We start from the raw sequence: 15173 nt of genomic DNA, 5'->3' as shown, positions 1-15173 counted from the left end.
CGAGTACCCCATACACGGGATATGCCCACACCTGACGCACCGTCAACTGGACCCACAAAGATCAGTAGGTCGTGTGCGACGGGGTCTCGCCAGCGGGTGAGGGCGTCGATCAGCTGCGCGTAGAGGTCTCGCGCCGATCTGCCAGACTCGCAGCACCCTAGGCCGACCTCATCGGCAGCGCGTACACCGCTCGATGGCTCGACCTGGCCGTGCGGATCGCCCTCGAAGACCTCGGCGACGACCTCCCCGCCCCAGGCTGGGCCGTCTTCAGCCGCGCCCGCTGGAACCGGCTGCGCCCTATTCGCCCACTGGCGCACCCGAAAAACCCTGTCCGCGTATCCGCCCTTCACCCGCTGTCGACGCCCCGCCCACCGCACCCCTTCCTCACATCGCACAGGCGACAACCGTTGACACGCATGCGATGTCGTTGAACCCGACACTCTCCTGGCCCCCTACCGCACCACCCATGCGGCAACGTGATCCGCAGCGTGCTCACGGTCGAGTCCGCGGCAACCCGGGAGCGGGTCTTAACGGTTCTTGACACACCCGCAACAGGAGGCCATCACGACCATCCTGCGCTGGATCGCGCGTGCCCCTCGCCGTCCCCCTCAGGTCTGGCCGTAGAGCGTGGGCAGGTCGATCAGCTGGATGTCGGGTGAACTGTCAGCTGCGGCGCGGGCCTTGTCATTGAAGCCAGCGCCGCTGAAGAAAAGGAGTCGGGTGTCGGTGGTGTCGTAGCGTCCGGCGGCGATGATGAGGTCGCGGATGTGGCGGAGGCGTTCGATGTGGGCGATGCCGATGGTGTCGTTCCATTTGGCTTCGCCGATGGCCAGCAGCGGCGTTTTGGTGCCGTCGGCGATGCCGATGACCGCGGCGTCGACCTCGTGGCCGGTGCGGGTTTTGGGGTCGTGGACGACGCCGTGTCCGACGCGGGCGGGCAGGCCGCCGATCAGGTCGGGGTCGGCGTGGTGGAGGGACCAGTCACGGCAGACCTGCTCGAAGTGCGGGCCCAGGACGTTGCTGATGTACCGGCGGCGGCTGGCCTGCCAGACCCGGGCGGCGCTGCCGGGGCGTTCGAGCTGGTCCCAGACCGGTCGCATGACCGCGTGGTAGAAGCCGATCAGCGGTTCGGCGATCCGGTACGTAGGTCGGTTGTCGCGGAAGACGTCCGCGTCGCGGTGCAGTAGCCCGGCATCTTCGAGGACGTTGATCGGGTGGGCGATGTCGGTGGCCTTGCGCTCCAGGTAGCCGGCCATACCGCCGCGGGTGGCGTTGCCGTCCGCGACGGCCGCCAGGACGGACAGGTACAGCGCGGTGTCACGCAGGTCGGGTTCCTCGGCAAGCAGGTACCGAGCCTCGCGGAACAGCGGGGTCTCGGGGTTGAGGACGGTGCGCACGACCCAGTCGTCGAAGTCGTCCGGGCCGTTCGGAGCGTCGTTGCGGGCGAACTCGCGGCGGTACGCAGGGGTTCCGCCGACGACCGCATGGACTTTCAGCGCCAGGTGCGGGTCGGTGATGCCCCAGAACTCGGCCGCGAGGCGGTGGTCGAGAGGACGGACGACCAACTCCAGCCCGGCACGACCACGCAGCGGCGCGCCGCCCGACAGCAGCCTGCCCATGAACGACAGCGCCGATCCACACAACAGCAAGCGGGTGCGCGAGGCCGTGCGCTGCTCACGCAGCGGACGCAACGCCTCCTGGATCACCGACGGCAACTCCGGGTTCGCGCGAACGAGGTACGGGAACTCGTCGATCACCACCGGCACGGGACGTTCGGCGCCGAGGGCGAGGAGCGCATCGACGGCCTCGGCCCAGTTGGCGAAATGGAACGGGGTCGCCGGGTGGACATGATCAGTCAACGAGGCGCTGATCCGACGCAGCGACTCCGCGTCGGCGGCCTCGGTCGCGCCGAAGTAGAAGCCCCCCGCGGCGCGGCAGGCAGCGTCCAGGAGGAAGGTCTTCCCCTGCCGACGCCGTCCGGAGACGACGCCCAGCGTGGCGCCGGGCTGGGGGTCGGTGATGAACCGAGTCAGCGCCGACCACTCGTAATCGCGGTCGAACATCCCCACAGGCTTGTCCACGCTGACCCCATTTAATAGAAGTACAGTTTTGTAAATCATACCTCTATCTGCTATCAAGCACCGGGGCCTTCCCGCATCCGGAATACGCGTTAGCGCATCCGGGGTCGCTAGCGCACGGTCGTGAGCAACGCGCACGTCAGAACAGGGGTGTGCCCCACGGGTCCGTCTTTGACTTGGGTCGGGGTGCGCACTCCGTCGAGCAGTACCGGTGGCACCCCCCAACCAGGGCGGGAGCACGGGAGGCCGGACCCCGGTCGGCGGCGCAGGCGCCGGTCTCGCGACGAATCCGTTCGGCGGCGCCGAGGGCGACGCCGATGCGCCGTCGGCGTTCGCGAGCCTTGGAGGCGCGGATGGCTTCGGCTTCGCCCCGGTCCCAGTACACATCAGGGTCGGCGAGGTTCTCCGGTGCGTCGGAACAAGCCACAGGCAGGCGTCCACGACGTCGTCGGCCACCCCATGCGCTGCGGCGGCGGCCAACACCCCGGCGGTGGGCCCGCCCGCCTTGCCCGGCGCGTCCGCACCGTCATGCCCATCGGCCAGGTGGTACCCGAACTCCGACGCCACGTCCATCAGTTCACACGGGCCGACAGCCCCGAGTTGGTCGGGGCACCGGGGGACGACTCCGTCGAAGGGCGGGCGGCGCGCACGCCGGGTGGACGCAGGCCCGTATGGCGCGCCCTCGTCAAGGAGCCCGAGCAGGTACCGCCGTCCCGCCCACACGACGACGGCCGGTCCCCGGCGGTCACGGACTCCACCGCGACGACCGCGCCGCGTCCCTCGACGGAGAGGGCGTCGGCGAGCATCATCACGCTCGCAAAGAGGAACACGGTGACGACCCTGTGGCGGACGACGAATTGTGGACGTTCTTTGACCGGCTGCCCGACGTCACCCGTGCACAGGGCCTCCCATGGCGACGCCAGATCGCCCGCGCCTGCGACGACCTCGCAGGCGACCTCAAGCAAGGACACTGGCCCGAACCGCGCTGCCGATCGAGGATTCCGGCGATAGGCCGCGCCGAGTGCGCGTACACCTTTGTCATCACGTTGACCGATGCCGAGCCGGAGCGCCGCCGACCGTTGTCGGTCGGCTGGGTCGTGATAGACCGTCACCGGCTTCGGGGACCACGTGAGGACCACACGGCATGCGCACTGTGGGACGAACCGCCTGCAAGCGAACGTCGGTGTGTGCGCCCGTAAGCTTGTCAACTGCCTTGATAGTAAAGGAACTTGACTGGGGGTCAAGGGGTCGCAGGTTCAAATCCTGTCGTCCCGACGGTGCATGGAAAGGCCCGATGATCAGGAGGAAACTCCAGGTCAGCGGGCCTTTTGTATGCCCTGGGTAGTGCGGTGCGGAGCCGTGTCGGCGCGGAATCGCCTGTCGGTCAAGTGCCGAATGTCGGAGTCACGGGACCACCACGGGACATAGCACCCGTTCAGTAACTTGATGCTGATTACAGAGCGTAACATCCGGGCGGATTCGTGCCCGGGATCCCGCGGTGGTTCGGACAGGCAGGGGAGCATGAGGTATTTCGTCCACGTGGAATGCGTGCCCCCGCCGCGGACGGCACCGTTCGACGTGCTGCAGCGTGCGGGCGTCGTCCATGTCCTCGACGACTCGTTGGCGCGGCTGGAGGCGATCGACGGTCCGGACGGGATGGTGATCGGGGTCGGGGAGCGCTGGGTGGCTGCGCATCCGGCGGGCGCGAACTTGGTGTTGACGCTGTACGCGCCTGCTCTGGAGTTCGCGGAGGGCGCGGCCCGCCTCGCCGTCGAGGGACTCCTCGACGCGGCTGAGGAACTCGACAGACGGTCGGTCACCTCGTGTGAGGTGAAGCTCCACGACGAACTGGCGCACGAGAGCCTGGTCGCGGCCGACGGCCCGGACGCGCCGCCATCAGATCCGGACGAACGGCGCCGCCGGATGCGTCCGGAACCCCGCGACGCCGACGAGGCGGAGTCGGCCGAGGACGACGCCGAGGCCGTCGCTCCGGCCTCGCGGCTCCGTGCCCTCGCGGGCCGATTGGGCTGCGGTCTCGACGCGTTCGGGTTCTCTCCGGCTGAGGACAGCGACGCGGCGCGGGAGGATGCGGAGCTTGCGGCCGGGGCGGTGGTCGCCGCGGTCGACCAGCTCACCGACGAACTGTTCTTCGACCTGGTGCAGTTGTCGCGGGACGAGAACGCGGCCAGTGCTGCGGACGTCGCCGGGCTGCTGGCGGTGGGGCTGTTGCCCGAGGAGTTCGCGGATCAGTACACGCCCGCATTCGTCCGCAGGTTCATCCTGACGACGGCGAGCGTGGTGGAGCGGTTGATGTCGTCCTCACGGCTGGGTCTGGCCAGCGTCGCGGAGGAACTCGCGCTGCGGCTCCTGCTGGACGACGCGGTGGGCATCTTGGAGATGCACGATCTGCACGAGGAGACCGAGCTCGCGCTCGACACGTTCAAGACCACGGTCTACGACACCGACAACCACGACCGGCTCTACCGCGCCGACGCGGCCGACGAACACGTCGATGTCATGGAGTGGTTCACACCGTTCAAGCCGACCGCGTACGCGCATCCGTACACGGTCGACCGCGGCATCTGACCTGACGTGCAGACACCTTGCGGACTTGGCGCCGGTCCTGGTGCGGAACGGCCGAAGGGCCGAAGAGCCCGCCCATGCCGGATCGCCGGCGCGGACGGGCCCTTCGGCGGCTGTCGGAGGTGTTATTGCACGAGCCGCAGGTGCCCCTTCCGGCGGGGAGGTTCGGCCTCCGCGTCGGGTTCGTCCGCAGGCTGGCCGGTGGGGTCGTTTCCGGTGAGGTGTTCGGCGAGGGCGGTGCCGGCGTTTTGGAGGGTGCGTTGGTCGGGGTGGAGGTAGCGCTGGGTGGTGGCGAGGTTGCCGTGTCCGGCGATGACGCGCAGGACGTGGAGGGGGATCCGGGCGTCGGCCATCCAGGTCAGACCGGTGTGGCGCAGGTCGTGGCGGCGGCGCAGGTGTTCGTAGCCGAGTTTGACGACGACCTCGTCCCAATGGGTGGCGTCGCGTAGGACGGCGGTGGTGATGCGTCCGCCGCGCGGGCCGGTGAACAGGCGCGCCATCGGGTCGCCGTCGGTCTCGTCGAGGCGCCGGGCGACCAGGGCCCGGATCTGCGGGATGACCGGAATCTGGCGTCGTCGTTTGCCCTTGGTGCCCTTGTCGATCAGCCCTCCCTGGGACGGGGTGGTCTGGCGGCAGACCTCCCACATCCAGGTATCGCGGTTGATGTCCTTGGCGCGTACGCCGGAGACTTCGCCGATGCGCGCGGCGGTGCAGCCGGCGAACTCTACGACGTCGCCCCAGCCTTCGTACCGGCCGTGCGAACGCGCGACCAACGCCGAGGCCAGTTCTTGGAGCGCCGGCCAGTCCTTCAGGGCCAGGGCGCGCGGGTCGTCGGCCTCATCCTCGGCCTGCCGGTAAAGCTGCTGCCAGCCCACGACCTTGGCCGGGTTGGCGTCGATCAGCCCGTCGCGGACGGCCTGTTGCATGACCCGGGCGAGCGCGGCGAGGCTGTTCTTGACGCTGGAGCGGCCCACCTCCTCGGCGATCCACCCGAGCACCGCGCGGTCGGCGGCTCCGGGAGTGATGGTTTGGGCGGTTAGGTGGCCGAGCGCGGGCACGACGCGAAGCCGCCACCCCGCTCTGTAGGGAACGAGAGTCTTCGCCTCCAGTCCGCGCATGGCCAAGTCCCAGACGCTGTCGCCGTATTCGGCCAGCGTCATGGTGGCTGTTGCGGGGGTGATGCCTCGGGACGCGGACCGCTCCATGCGGGCGATCCACGCGCGGGCTTCCTCCTCGGTCGGGAACGACTCGGAGCGCGACTGTCGCCGGAAGGTGCCGGGTGCGACCCAGCGGACGCGGGCGCGGTAGGCGTTGTGGAACTCGGGGCGATACTCGATGTCCGACGACAACGGGACGCCCAGCGGCAGATCAGCCCTGTCCATCACGCCGCCTCCCGGGCGGGATCGACGCGCACCGCCGCCAGCCACGCTTGCACGTCGGGGATGCTGTATTTCGTGACCCGCGAGGTGAGCTGCACGAACGGCGGCCCCTGCGGCGGGGACAGGGTGCGCCAGCGTCGCAGGGTCGAGGGATCGACGCCGAGGAGCGCGACGACGTCCTCGGTCTCGTACCACCCGGAGTGCAGCAGGTCGGTGCCGGTGGCTTCTTCCGGGTGTCGTGTTGCTGCGGCGCCGAGGAGTTCGGCGATGCGGGCGAAATCGATCAGGTGTGGAGCGGTCATCGATTCCCCGATGGTTTGTGGGAGGCCAATCAGGGCCGGAGCGGAATGCGGCGGACGACGCGGGCGGCGAATGCGCGAAGTGCCGCGTGGGGTGGGAGGAATTTGAGTTCGCCGGTCGTGGAAAGTCGTGCAACGCCGATGTGTTGCTTGCAGGGTGACGGGATTCGTGCTGCGGACGGCCAGGTCCTGAGGAGGCGGTGCCGGTCTTGGCCAGTGCAGGGAGCGGGGAACTACGCGTGCGGTATAGGGCCGGTGCCGTTGTCGTCTGTGGTGGTTCGGTCCTGACGTGCGTCCCAGACTGTGGTGAGCCGGGCCGGGATCGGAGGTGGCTCAAGGCCGTCGGCGCGCATGGCCGTGCGCAGCGCGCGTAGCGCATCGAGGTCGTCGGTCAGCACGGCGTCCGCGTACTGGAGGTTCGCGCCCGCCTGGCGCCTGCGTTCCTCGCGAACGCGCAGTGACGTAAGCGCGGTGTGCACGGCTGCGGCGTGGTTGCGGTACGCGTCGAGTACGGCGCGCGCACTACCCGGCGATGGTGCTTGTTCGACGAGTTCCTCGTCGGTGAACCATGCGACCGCGTCCCATGTCGGCACAATGGGCGACGGCCGGCGGTTTCGCGTGCCGTGCGGCTGTTGTCATTCCGCAAGTCGGTCGTCCGCCCCCGGTTTCGTCGATTTCGGACGGTGGGTGCCCGACCCCTTGTAGTTTCGAAACACGTCTTGCACCGTGCTCAACGGTCGTGGGCGCGGCCACGGTGGCCCAGTGGTTCGCGGCCATCGGCACTGCCACCTACCAGGGTGTCGGGCCCGACGACATGCGAGCCGAACTCGTCAAGATTAACGGCGGCCCGGGCGTCGTGTTCAGCGGGCCGGAGCGCGTGATCGCCACCATGACCTTCGATTTCGGCGCCGACGGCCGGATCACCGCCATCCACAACATGGCCAAACTCAAGGCCGTCGCCGACGGCACCGCTCACGACATCGGCACACGGTGAGCGCCGTCCGCGCCTGAAGTGCGACGGTTCCCCACACCGCGTCAATCCCGAGGCTGCGTGGGGAACTCCCGCGTCCGGCTTGGGACAACCTCGCACCGGCCCCTGGTAATGCGAGCGCGGCAGTGCCGTACTGGAGCCGGTACCCGATGTGCGGCAAGCGGGTACGCACAATTCGCGGAAGGAGTGAGGAGTTGCCACCCGTGAGATTTTCGGTCGAGAACCTTCGGGCTGCCGACGCCGCCGCCCGGCGGCTCAACGCCGCCCTGGCACGGACATCACTTCTCAAGGTGGTTCTTCCGAAGGACGTCGAGGGCCATCGGGAACGTTTCATCCAAGAAATGGGCCAGGGGCGCCCGCGCGATCCGGTTTTCGACTATCCGGACGTCGATCGTGACCGCTGCCGCCCCCTGCGGCAGATCGCCGATGAGTACGGCTCACGTACCGATGCGGTGAACCGACTCATCGCCGAGGAGGCTCTGCGGCATCTGGCAACGTACCGGGCATGTACCAGCCGTGATAGCGAGCGGATCACTTGGGCGACGTCGCAAGAGAACGGTGCTCCGAGCGAGGCGTTGCTGGCCGAGGCCGTGCGACTGTTGGAAGCGCGGCCGACGAGCGACGCGACAGGGCGGGGCAGGGAGTTTTCGGCCGAACAAGTGTTGTCCGCTGTGGAGCGGACCCTCGCCGCTGCAGGGCTGACCGACTGGAGTGTGCGCGTCACGCCGGCGATGGCGGCGCGCATGAGTGTCGTCGCGGGTGACCGGCTTGTGCGTATCCGCTCGGATATACGTCTGACCGAGGGGGAACTTGTCGGCCTGATCACCCATGAGATCGGGACGCATGTCTACCGCTGGGTGAACGCCTGCCGAATCGCCGGGCTTCTCGGCGTCCGCCTGTCGGGGGCGACTGCGACAGAGGAGGGTCTTGCTGTCTGGAACGAGTTGCGGGCGACCGGCGATGTCGCTCTCGACCCGAGGTTCGCTCTGCGCGTCATAGCCGTCTCCGTGGCCCTGCGGGGAAGCTTCGTCGACGTCGTGGCAGCCCTTTTGCCTTATACCTCCCCCGAAGCCGCTTTCGACGCGGCCGTCCGTGTCAAACGAGGGCTCATCGACACCGCCGAGCCGGGGGGCTTCATCAAGGACCATGTGTACATGGCGGGTCATCACATGGTGCGGTGCCATTTGGCGCGCAACCCGGACGATTTCGACCTCCTGATGGTCACCAAGTGGCCTCTGGCGCATCTGGACGGTCTTCGGGCAGCGGATCCGGTCTCCTTGATAGGCGACGACATCCTCAGGCCGGACGACGTGTTCGTCGACCGGGTGCGGGACCTCGTCGCGAGGGCGGCGTGAACAGGTGGGCTGCGCGTAACCCGGCGAGGCTCTTCCGCGCCGCGGTCGGACGCTCAGCGGTCCGGTGTTCCGCGGCCGTCAGGGTGCGCCTCGCGTGGCCCACCTTCCGAACGCGCCGTGTCGTTGTCGCCGCGGGCGTGCGGGAGGTCGACTCGGTCTGCGTGCGCCTGCTCGCCGCCCCCGAAGGCCGCGGCGACCACGGGCTGCCAATGGCCGTTCGGTTCGCGTGGGGTGATCGTCAGTTCGTATCCCCGGTCGAAGCTTCCGAACACGACTGTTCGAGAGAGGGGTTCGTATTCCATTTCGAACTGTCTGCCGACGGCACTGAAACTGTCCCGAACGAAGCAGCGGAACCGAAAGCGGGCGCGATCCGCGGTGCCGCCGGTGCGCTGTCCGGCGAGGAACAGCAGATCCGCGTCCTCACCGCCGTAGGTGACCACGTAGGTCCCGAGCAGTTCACCGCTGCGCTTGCCCTTTTTGCGCCCACTGATCGCCATCGGGTCCTGCCGTCCCCGAGGAATGAGCTTGCTTTTGGTCCGCCCTTCGGCGTTCTCGTAGAGCAGGGTCAACTCGAAGCGGGGTTCGACCAGTCCACGCCGCGACTTGTTGACGATCTTGATGCTGTAGCGCATTTCCTGGTGTTCGTCGGACCACCAGGACGTGATCTGACGAGAGATGTCGATTCTGGGCCGCAGCAGCCGCAGCCCCAGCAGCGAGAGCGCGGACGCCGCAAGCGCGGAGAGCGACTTCTCCCCGATTCCGATCAGCAGATCCATGCCACTCCTGAGCACTGTGCGGTGGGGGATCGCCACGTCACAGGCGCCCGAGAGGCGCCGGTCCATGACCGCACCGTGTCCCTCGTGCCCCCGGACGACGCGAACCCCCGCCCGCAACCGACTCCTGACGCCCCACCCGGGTCAGGATCCCGATCGAGCATGCCCGAGAAAGGCGCCTCTGCGCGGGGGAACACGATGATTCGTCCTGCGGACGATCACGATCCCCTCCCCACGCGACGGCCGCGCCACCCCACCTCGGCACGGTCCGGCGGCCCGGACCGCTCGCGCATGTCAGGACCGGCGGGTTTGCCCGGGGTGGGCTAGGGTGCCGCTGCTCGTACGGGGACAAGGCCTGTGCCAGGCCGGGGAGTTGGTGTGTCGATGAGGCGTGTGGCGTTGATCGGCGGTGCGTGGGCGCTGAGCTTGGCGGTGGTGGGGTGCTCCGGTTCCGGTGGCGGGGACGAGCCGGGCCCGGCGCCCGGGGGTTCCGCCGGGACGGGGAACGCCTCCGGCGGAGCGGGCGGAACGTCCTCGGCGGCGGCCTTCCCGGGGGAACTGCCGCCGGGAGTCAGCGGCGCGCCGTTGTGGTCGACGCAACTCGTCGGCTCGGAGGCGGTCGCCGAACCTGTCGGCGCGAGCGTCGCGATCATCACGCCGCACGACGAGGGGAGCACCGTGGACTTCCGTGACGCGGCCTCCGGCACCAGTCGGGCGAAGATCGAGGTGACCGGCAAGGCTGCGGCCACGACGTGGCACGGCCGTCCCGCACTGCTGGCCGAGCACGTCGCCCGGACACCGTCCGACGGGGTCTCCCCGGAGAAGTACGCGTGGGTGATCGACGTCTTCGACGACCAGGGGCGGCGGCTCGCCCACAAGGAATACCCCGGCCGCGACAAACCCCTCATCGCGGACGGCCGGCGCGTCGTCGTCGAGCACGGCACCGGAGGCAACTCGGGGGCGCTGGTCGTCAGCGACGCGGGCGGGGACGCGCCCGGTTGGCGGATCCCGTGCCAGGACAGCGGCTGCGTCCACGAGGGCGCGACCGTCGCCGCGGGCGTCGTCGTCCACAGCAGCCGCCAGCGCGTGGGCGACGACGACATCGAGACGCTCGCCGCGTTCGACCCGAACAGCGGAGCCCCCCTGTGGACGACGCGGGACCTCGCGCGACCGGCGGAGGTGCCTGCCACTGCGGACGCCGAACTCATCAAGAACGACGGCGGCAAGCTCGTCCTCGCCTGGTACGTCGGCACATACGGCGCACCGCGGTTCCACACCGAGACCTACAGTGTCCACGACCCCGCCACCGGTCGGCTCCTCGCAACCGGCCCGACCCTCCCGGGCAGCGCCAAAACCGGGCTTGCCACCCCGGACGGCACCGTCATGGTGGTGGCGACGACGGACAGCACCGCCGCCTGGGAGACCGGCACGGGGAAGCCCTTGTGGCAGCAGGGCAAAGACGAGAAGCGTCTGGCACCGGTCGCTGTCGTCGGTCCGGTCCTGTACTCGGGCCAAGACCCGTCCATGGCCGTCGACCTGCGTACCAAGGCGGTGCTCCAGCGCACCGTGTCGGACATGCCGGTCCCCGTGGGCACCGAACACGCCGTGGTCACCCGCGCCCCCGGTGTCGCGTACGTCTTCGCCGTCCAACGGGGCTGACCCGACGGCGGCGCGCTGTCGCTCGCCACGGTGATCCGGGCCGCTCGGCGCGCGGGTGCCGCAGGAGGCGTGCGAGCTCGGGCCGGGCGCGCACGTAGGTGCCGGATCCGGACCGCGCCAACCCTCTATCCGGCGGCTTGTTGCCCTGGTGCGCGGAGCCGGATGTCCTGCGGCGCTCGTGAGGATTCCGGTGTATGACCCGGCAGCGGTGGCTTTGTCTCAGCGTTCTCCGGCCAGTTGCTCCGCCAGTTCGCGTGCGCTGGAAGGCACGCCGCGGGCGGGCACGCCGAACTGCGGGTGCGCCTGGTCCATGGTGAGGAGGCGGCTCGCGGCGCGTTCCGCGGGTGCGCGCTCCAAGACGGTGGTGCCGGTCTCCGCTTCCAAAGTCGGTGCGTACCCGGCGCCGCGCAACGCGGCCAGCGTGTCTTCCGGGGGCGCGGTGGAGACCAACACCGTCGGGGCGATGCGCCGCAGGCCCAGTTTGGTCAGTCCCCGTGTGCCGGCGACTTCGGCGATGAGTGCGGGGTCGTCGCAGCGGATGCAGCAGGCCGAGCGGACCACCTTCAGTTTTCCGTGGGTTCGGGCGGTGTCCTTGATCGTGTACGCCAGCGGTTGCGGCAGCGGAAGCCCGTTCGTGGACGCGGCGGCGAGGCGTTCGGCGACTTCGTCCGCGCTGTGGCCCGCGTCGTAGGCGCGGCGCAGCGAGGCAGGGCTGATCCGCCAGACCACCGCGTGTCCTTCGGACTCGATGTCGCCGACGGCGGACAGCAGTTCGGACAGTTCGGGGGCGGGCGAGCCGGTCACGGTGGCGGTCAGGTCGGACTGGAACCGGGCGGTGGTGCTCGGTGCGGGCAGCGTCGCGCGCAATGCGTCGCGCAACCCGGCAACGGCGTTTGCCAGTGCGGGCCGCCGCATGAGGTCGGCACCGAGCCCGTCGAGTCCGGATGCCCCAGGATCGGCGTCGGCGCCCGGGACCGCGGGGAAGTGGTCGGCGGCGCCGGCCTCCAGCAGGGCGCTGACCGCGCGCCCGGTCGTGGTCAGCGCGCCGCACGATACGAGCCCCAGCAGCTCCGCCTCGGCGAGCGTCGCGGCGAGTTGATCGCCGAACTCCGACTCGCCGGCCGATTCGTCGGCTGCTTCACCGAGGAGCGACGAACCCAGGAGTGGTTGGAACCACGCGGCGCGCTCCAGCAGTTCGGCCCGGGCCTCGGGCCCCGGCGCGAGACCGCGCCCCTCAGGCAGGGCCGCGAGGGCGCGCAGAATACCGCGCCGCAGCGGCACCGCGTGCCCGTCCTGCGGGCTGATCAGCGCGACAGGTGTCTCACCCGAGTCGTCCGGCCAGTACGTGAACACCTCGGGGACCACCGCCCATGCCGCGACCAGCGGAAGCAGCTTGCCCGCAGGCGAGGCGGAGGCCCAGGCGTCGAATCGCTCAGTGGGCAGCAGCCGCACCGCCGTGGCCCGTGCGGGAGCCCGCCCACCGCGCCGCTTGCCCTGGGAGGGCTCCGCGGCGTCGGCATGCGGTGCCGCCAGCCCGGCGTTCACTGCCAAGTCCAGCCACAACCGGGTGTGTTCCTCGCTTGCCCCGGCGGCCTTGGCCAGCCGCCGCGTGTCGCGCACCGCAATGCCGCCGGCCTTGCGGACCGCGACCGGACGCGCGGCCAGCTCTCGCAGAACCAGCTCCGCGCGCCACGCGGCGGCACCCGCCGCCCCCGCACCATGCGCGTCCACGTCGCGGGGAACCGCCGCGGTACGCGTCAACGGCTCAGGATCCAGTGACACCGGCATGAGCTGTTCGTCGCGACGCAGCGCCCTCGCCACCTCGTACGGCAGCTCGACCAGGTCATGGTCGACGGGGACGACCATGCCCCGCGCGCCCAGCCAATCGGTACCCGCGTCCCCGGAACCGCCTTCGCGGAACGTGTACTTCGCGCCAGGACCGTAGTACCGGCCGCCGATCGCCACGAAGCAGTGCGTACGCAACAACGGCGGCCCCGGCACCAGGTGCTCCAACAAGTCCAGAGCGTCCTGCGGCGCGTCGGCCACCAACTCCCGTACCCGCTGCGCATCGGCGAGCACGGCCACGATCCCGCGTTGGGCCTCGGCGCGGGTCCGCACGTCGCCCAACCCGAGCCCGGCGGCGACGCGTTTGACCTCCGGCGCGTTGAACGCCGAGGTCAACAGCTCATCCACGGGAGCGCCGTAGCCCGCCAGCTCCGCCGCGTTGGTGTGCAGCAGCGCCGGCACCGCCAGCCGACCGTCCGGCGACGGCAGCACAAGCGCCCGCTCGCGCAACCCGTCCAGTGCCTTCGCCACCCGCTCACGAGACACCCCGCCGCCCGCCAGCGAGTCCAGCAACTCCCGCTCGGACACCGTGCGTTCCAACGGTTCCACCGTGGGAGGCGACGACATCGACCACGTGGGCACAGGCTGACGCGCTCCGGTCACCGGACCGTGCTCCTCCAACGCCCGCAACGCCACCGCCGCCAGCAGCCCGACCTCACCGGCCGTCACCCGCGACATACCGAGCAGCACGGACTGATCCGTCAGCAGCAACGCCGCCAACTCGGCGAACGTCGTGACCCGCGCATACCCGGCAGCCTCCGGCAGCGCCCGCTCCTCCAGCAGAGCCGTCAAGCGGTCGGCCGACAACTGCGTCAGCCAGCGTTTCAGCGAGGTACGGGAATCCACAGCACGAGCGTAGGCCACCCGACCGCGCTGCCGGCCCGAGCTGTCACCAGCCGCAGCCGGCCGACGACCTGCCGCGGAGTGGCGAGACTCAGCCCTGGCCGGCGCGAATTCCCGTGGCGGCACCATTCGGTGGCTCCCACCAAGCTTCCACCACGATGTTGCCGAAATCGGCCGGTCACTCAGGCGGGAACTCCGACGCGACCAGGCGGACCGTGATCACGTCACCTTGTAGCCGATCTCCGCGCGCCAGGCTCGGCTGAGCCGGCCGTCGTACCGGGTGAGCTTGGCGCGCAGTTGGATGGCCTCGTGTGCGTTGCCGCGCCACATGCGCCAGACGATGGCCATGTAGTGACGGCGCATTGCGGCGATGTCGTCGAGCTGGAACGCCTCTTCCAACGCATCCAGCACGGGGTCGTGGTAACGCGGCGGAGCGGTGGTGGCCACCCCCGGTACTTTCCTGTGCCCCGTATTCGACCCCGTGGCCCCTTCTCGGTGGAGCCCGTCGGAAGTCACCGACAACTCCGCAAAGGGGGTCCATCGAACCGTGTGGTGCCCATGCCGTCGCCGGAACTGCAACGCGGAGTCGCGTTCTTGCGGCAGCAGCGCGGGCTCGTCCGATCCCGCGCTGCCGATGACGGCGGTTTGGACCTTGCGGTTGTCCAAGTTGTTGAAAGTACGACGATTCACCGTTCCCCCCACGCGTAATGTCGACTGCCCCGCAGGCACCGGAACCATAGGTGCGCCCGACGCTACGGGCTATGTGTCCAAGCACCCCAGCACGGCCACCACATCCGCATGCCAGGACAGCACCTGCTCCTTGCTCGGACCGAGTTCGTAGTGGTGGTAATGGCAAGCAACGCAGAGCGCGCCCCAGACCGCCTTGGCACGTCGGGCGGTACTCGCATCGACACAGAAGCGCAGGCACAGGAATCGGGCCCGGGACCCGCCGGCCGTCACCTCGACCGACGCGGAGGACAGTGTCGCCGCGACCGCGGCTTCGAGTGCCGCGCGGAGCGCGAAGGCGGCCCCTCGGAAGCGCAGGGCAGCAGCCGTGCTTGAAGCATCGTCGTGGGTCAACTGCTCCGCGGTCGCGAGCCACTGCTTCACAACGGGGTTCACGGTGCCACCTCGGGCTTGCGGACGATCTCGGCGATGCGCGCGATATCTGCGACGAACTGCTGCGGGAGCGGCACGACCGCCGCGTGCCCATGCGCGCCCTCCTGGCAGCGCTTCAGGTGGTCGATGGCATCGGCCCCGCAGCGGCGACGCAGCTCGCCGTAGACCTCGCCGGTGCGCGTCGAGTCTCCGAACAGCCCCAAGGCGGCAAGCTCCATCAGGGCCGTGCACCGCTCGACGGCCGCTGCG

At 69.7% G+C, this 15173-nt stretch carries 13 protein-coding genes and 1 pseudogene; 4 read left to right on the top strand and 10 right to left on the bottom strand.

Annotated features, from left to right (window positions below; genetic code table 11):
- Positions 1-608: 608 nt before the first annotated feature.
- Together ACRX5W_RS32450 and ACRX5W_RS32445 are read right to left on the bottom strand one after the other, a co-directional pair.
- On the bottom strand, positions 609-2081 hold the full coding sequence (locus ACRX5W_RS32450; RefSeq protein WP_436791982.1) for an ATP-binding protein: 1473 nt from the start codon (positions 2079-2081) through the stop codon (positions 609-611).
- Positions 2082-2650: 569 nt separating this feature from the next.
- A complete protein-coding gene (locus ACRX5W_RS32445) occupies positions 2651-3049 on the bottom strand; it encodes a hypothetical protein (protein ID WP_436791981.1) in 399 nt (132 codons plus the stop codon).
- 550 nt (positions 3050-3599) lie between these two features.
- Between ACRX5W_RS32445 and ACRX5W_RS32440 the strand changes: the two genes are divergently transcribed.
- The gene (locus ACRX5W_RS32440) at positions 3600-4664 is read left to right on the top strand and encodes a hypothetical protein (RefSeq protein ID WP_436791980.1); all 1065 of its coding nucleotides are present in this window, start codon (positions 3600-3602) and stop codon (positions 4662-4664) included.
- A 122-nt stretch (positions 4665-4786) separates the two neighbouring features.
- Here ACRX5W_RS32440 and ACRX5W_RS32435 read toward each other — a convergent pair whose 3' ends face one another.
- From ACRX5W_RS32435 to ACRX5W_RS32425, 3 genes are all read right to left on the bottom strand, one after another.
- Entirely contained in the window at positions 4787-6043 is a 1257-nt protein-coding gene (locus ACRX5W_RS32435; RefSeq protein ID WP_436791979.1) for a site-specific integrase, read from the bottom strand.
- Positions 6043-6342, bottom strand: a complete 300-nt coding sequence (locus ACRX5W_RS32430) for a helix-turn-helix transcriptional regulator (protein ID WP_436791978.1) — start codon at positions 6340-6342, stop codon at positions 6043-6045. Before ACRX5W_RS32430 ends, ACRX5W_RS32435 begins: the two co-directional genes overlap by 1 nt.
- A gap of 230 nt (positions 6343-6572) precedes the next feature.
- Complete coding sequence (locus ACRX5W_RS32425; RefSeq protein WP_436791977.1) at positions 6573-6932, bottom strand: hypothetical protein; 360 nt, start codon at positions 6930-6932, stop codon at positions 6573-6575.
- Between the two features lie 143 nt (positions 6933-7075).
- Between ACRX5W_RS32425 and ACRX5W_RS32420 the strand changes: the two are divergent.
- Positions 7076-7333, top strand: a pseudogene (locus tag ACRX5W_RS32420) (RNA polymerase subunit sigma-24); the annotation flags it as partial.
- Between the two features lie 200 nt (positions 7334-7533).
- Positions 7534-8685: a tyrosine/phenylalanine carboxypeptidase domain-containing protein gene (locus tag ACRX5W_RS32415; protein WP_436791976.1), complete on the top strand. Its 1152-nt coding sequence runs from the start codon at positions 7534-7536 to the stop codon at positions 8683-8685.
- 53 nt (positions 8686-8738) lie between these two features.
- On the opposite strand, the gene ACRX5W_RS32410 is transcribed toward ACRX5W_RS32415, so the two are convergent.
- Positions 8739-9461, bottom strand: coding sequence for a hypothetical protein (locus tag ACRX5W_RS32410; protein WP_436791975.1), 723 nt, complete (start codon positions 9459-9461; stop codon positions 8739-8741).
- A 381-nt stretch (positions 9462-9842) separates the two neighbouring features.
- Between ACRX5W_RS32410 and ACRX5W_RS32405 the strand changes: the two genes are divergently transcribed.
- Positions 9843-11117, top strand: a complete 1275-nt coding sequence (locus ACRX5W_RS32405; protein WP_436791983.1) for an outer membrane protein assembly factor BamB family protein — start codon at positions 9843-9845, stop codon at positions 11115-11117.
- 219 nt (positions 11118-11336) lie between these two features.
- Here the strand turns inward: ACRX5W_RS32405 and ACRX5W_RS32400 are convergent, their stop codons facing one another.
- From ACRX5W_RS32400 to ACRX5W_RS32385, 4 genes are all read right to left on the bottom strand, one after another.
- Complete coding sequence (locus ACRX5W_RS32400; RefSeq protein WP_436791974.1) at positions 11337-13808, bottom strand: helicase-associated domain-containing protein; 2472 nt, start codon at positions 13806-13808, stop codon at positions 11337-11339.
- Positions 13809-14024: 216 nt separating this feature from the next.
- Positions 14025-14252 (bottom strand): hypothetical protein, encoded by a 228-nt coding sequence (locus ACRX5W_RS32395; protein ID WP_436791973.1) that lies wholly within the window; start codon positions 14250-14252, stop codon positions 14025-14027.
- A 312-nt stretch (positions 14253-14564) separates the two neighbouring features.
- Complete coding sequence (locus ACRX5W_RS32390) at positions 14565-14927, bottom strand: hypothetical protein (protein ID WP_436791972.1); 363 nt, start codon at positions 14925-14927, stop codon at positions 14565-14567.
- A partial coding sequence (locus ACRX5W_RS32385) for a hypothetical protein (RefSeq protein WP_436791971.1) occupies positions 14924-15173 on the bottom strand: 250 nt, incomplete at its 5' end. The genes ACRX5W_RS32390 and ACRX5W_RS32385, both read right to left, overlap by 4 nt.

This window comes from Yinghuangia sp. YIM S10712, assembly GCF_051388935.1.
Classification (GTDB): Bacteria; Actinomycetota; Actinomycetes; order Streptomycetales; family Streptomycetaceae; genus Yinghuangia.
Note: the sequence above shows the minus strand (reverse complement) of the source record. Positions and strands in the feature narration are given on the sequence as shown.

Bases quoted from the DNA above. Each gene is read 5' to 3' on its own strand.
- ACRX5W_RS32440 (WP_436791980.1), top strand. From the start codon at position 3,600: ATGAGGTATTTCGTCCACGTGGAATGCGTGCCCCCGCCGCGGACGGCA.
- ACRX5W_RS32435 (WP_436791979.1), bottom strand. From the start codon at position 6,043: ATGGACAGGGCTGATCTGCCGCTGGGCGTCCCGTTGTCGTCGGACATC.
- ACRX5W_RS32430 (WP_436791978.1), bottom strand. From the start codon at position 6,342: ATGACCGCTCCACACCTGATCGATTTCGCCCGCATCGCCGAACTCCTC.
- ACRX5W_RS32410 (WP_436791975.1), bottom strand. From the start codon at position 9,461: ATGGATCTGCTGATCGGAATCGGGGAGAAGTCGCTCTCCGCGCTTGCG.
- ACRX5W_RS32405 (WP_436791983.1), top strand. From the start codon at position 9,843: ATGAGGCGTGTGGCGTTGATCGGCGGTGCGTGGGCGCTGAGCTTGGCG.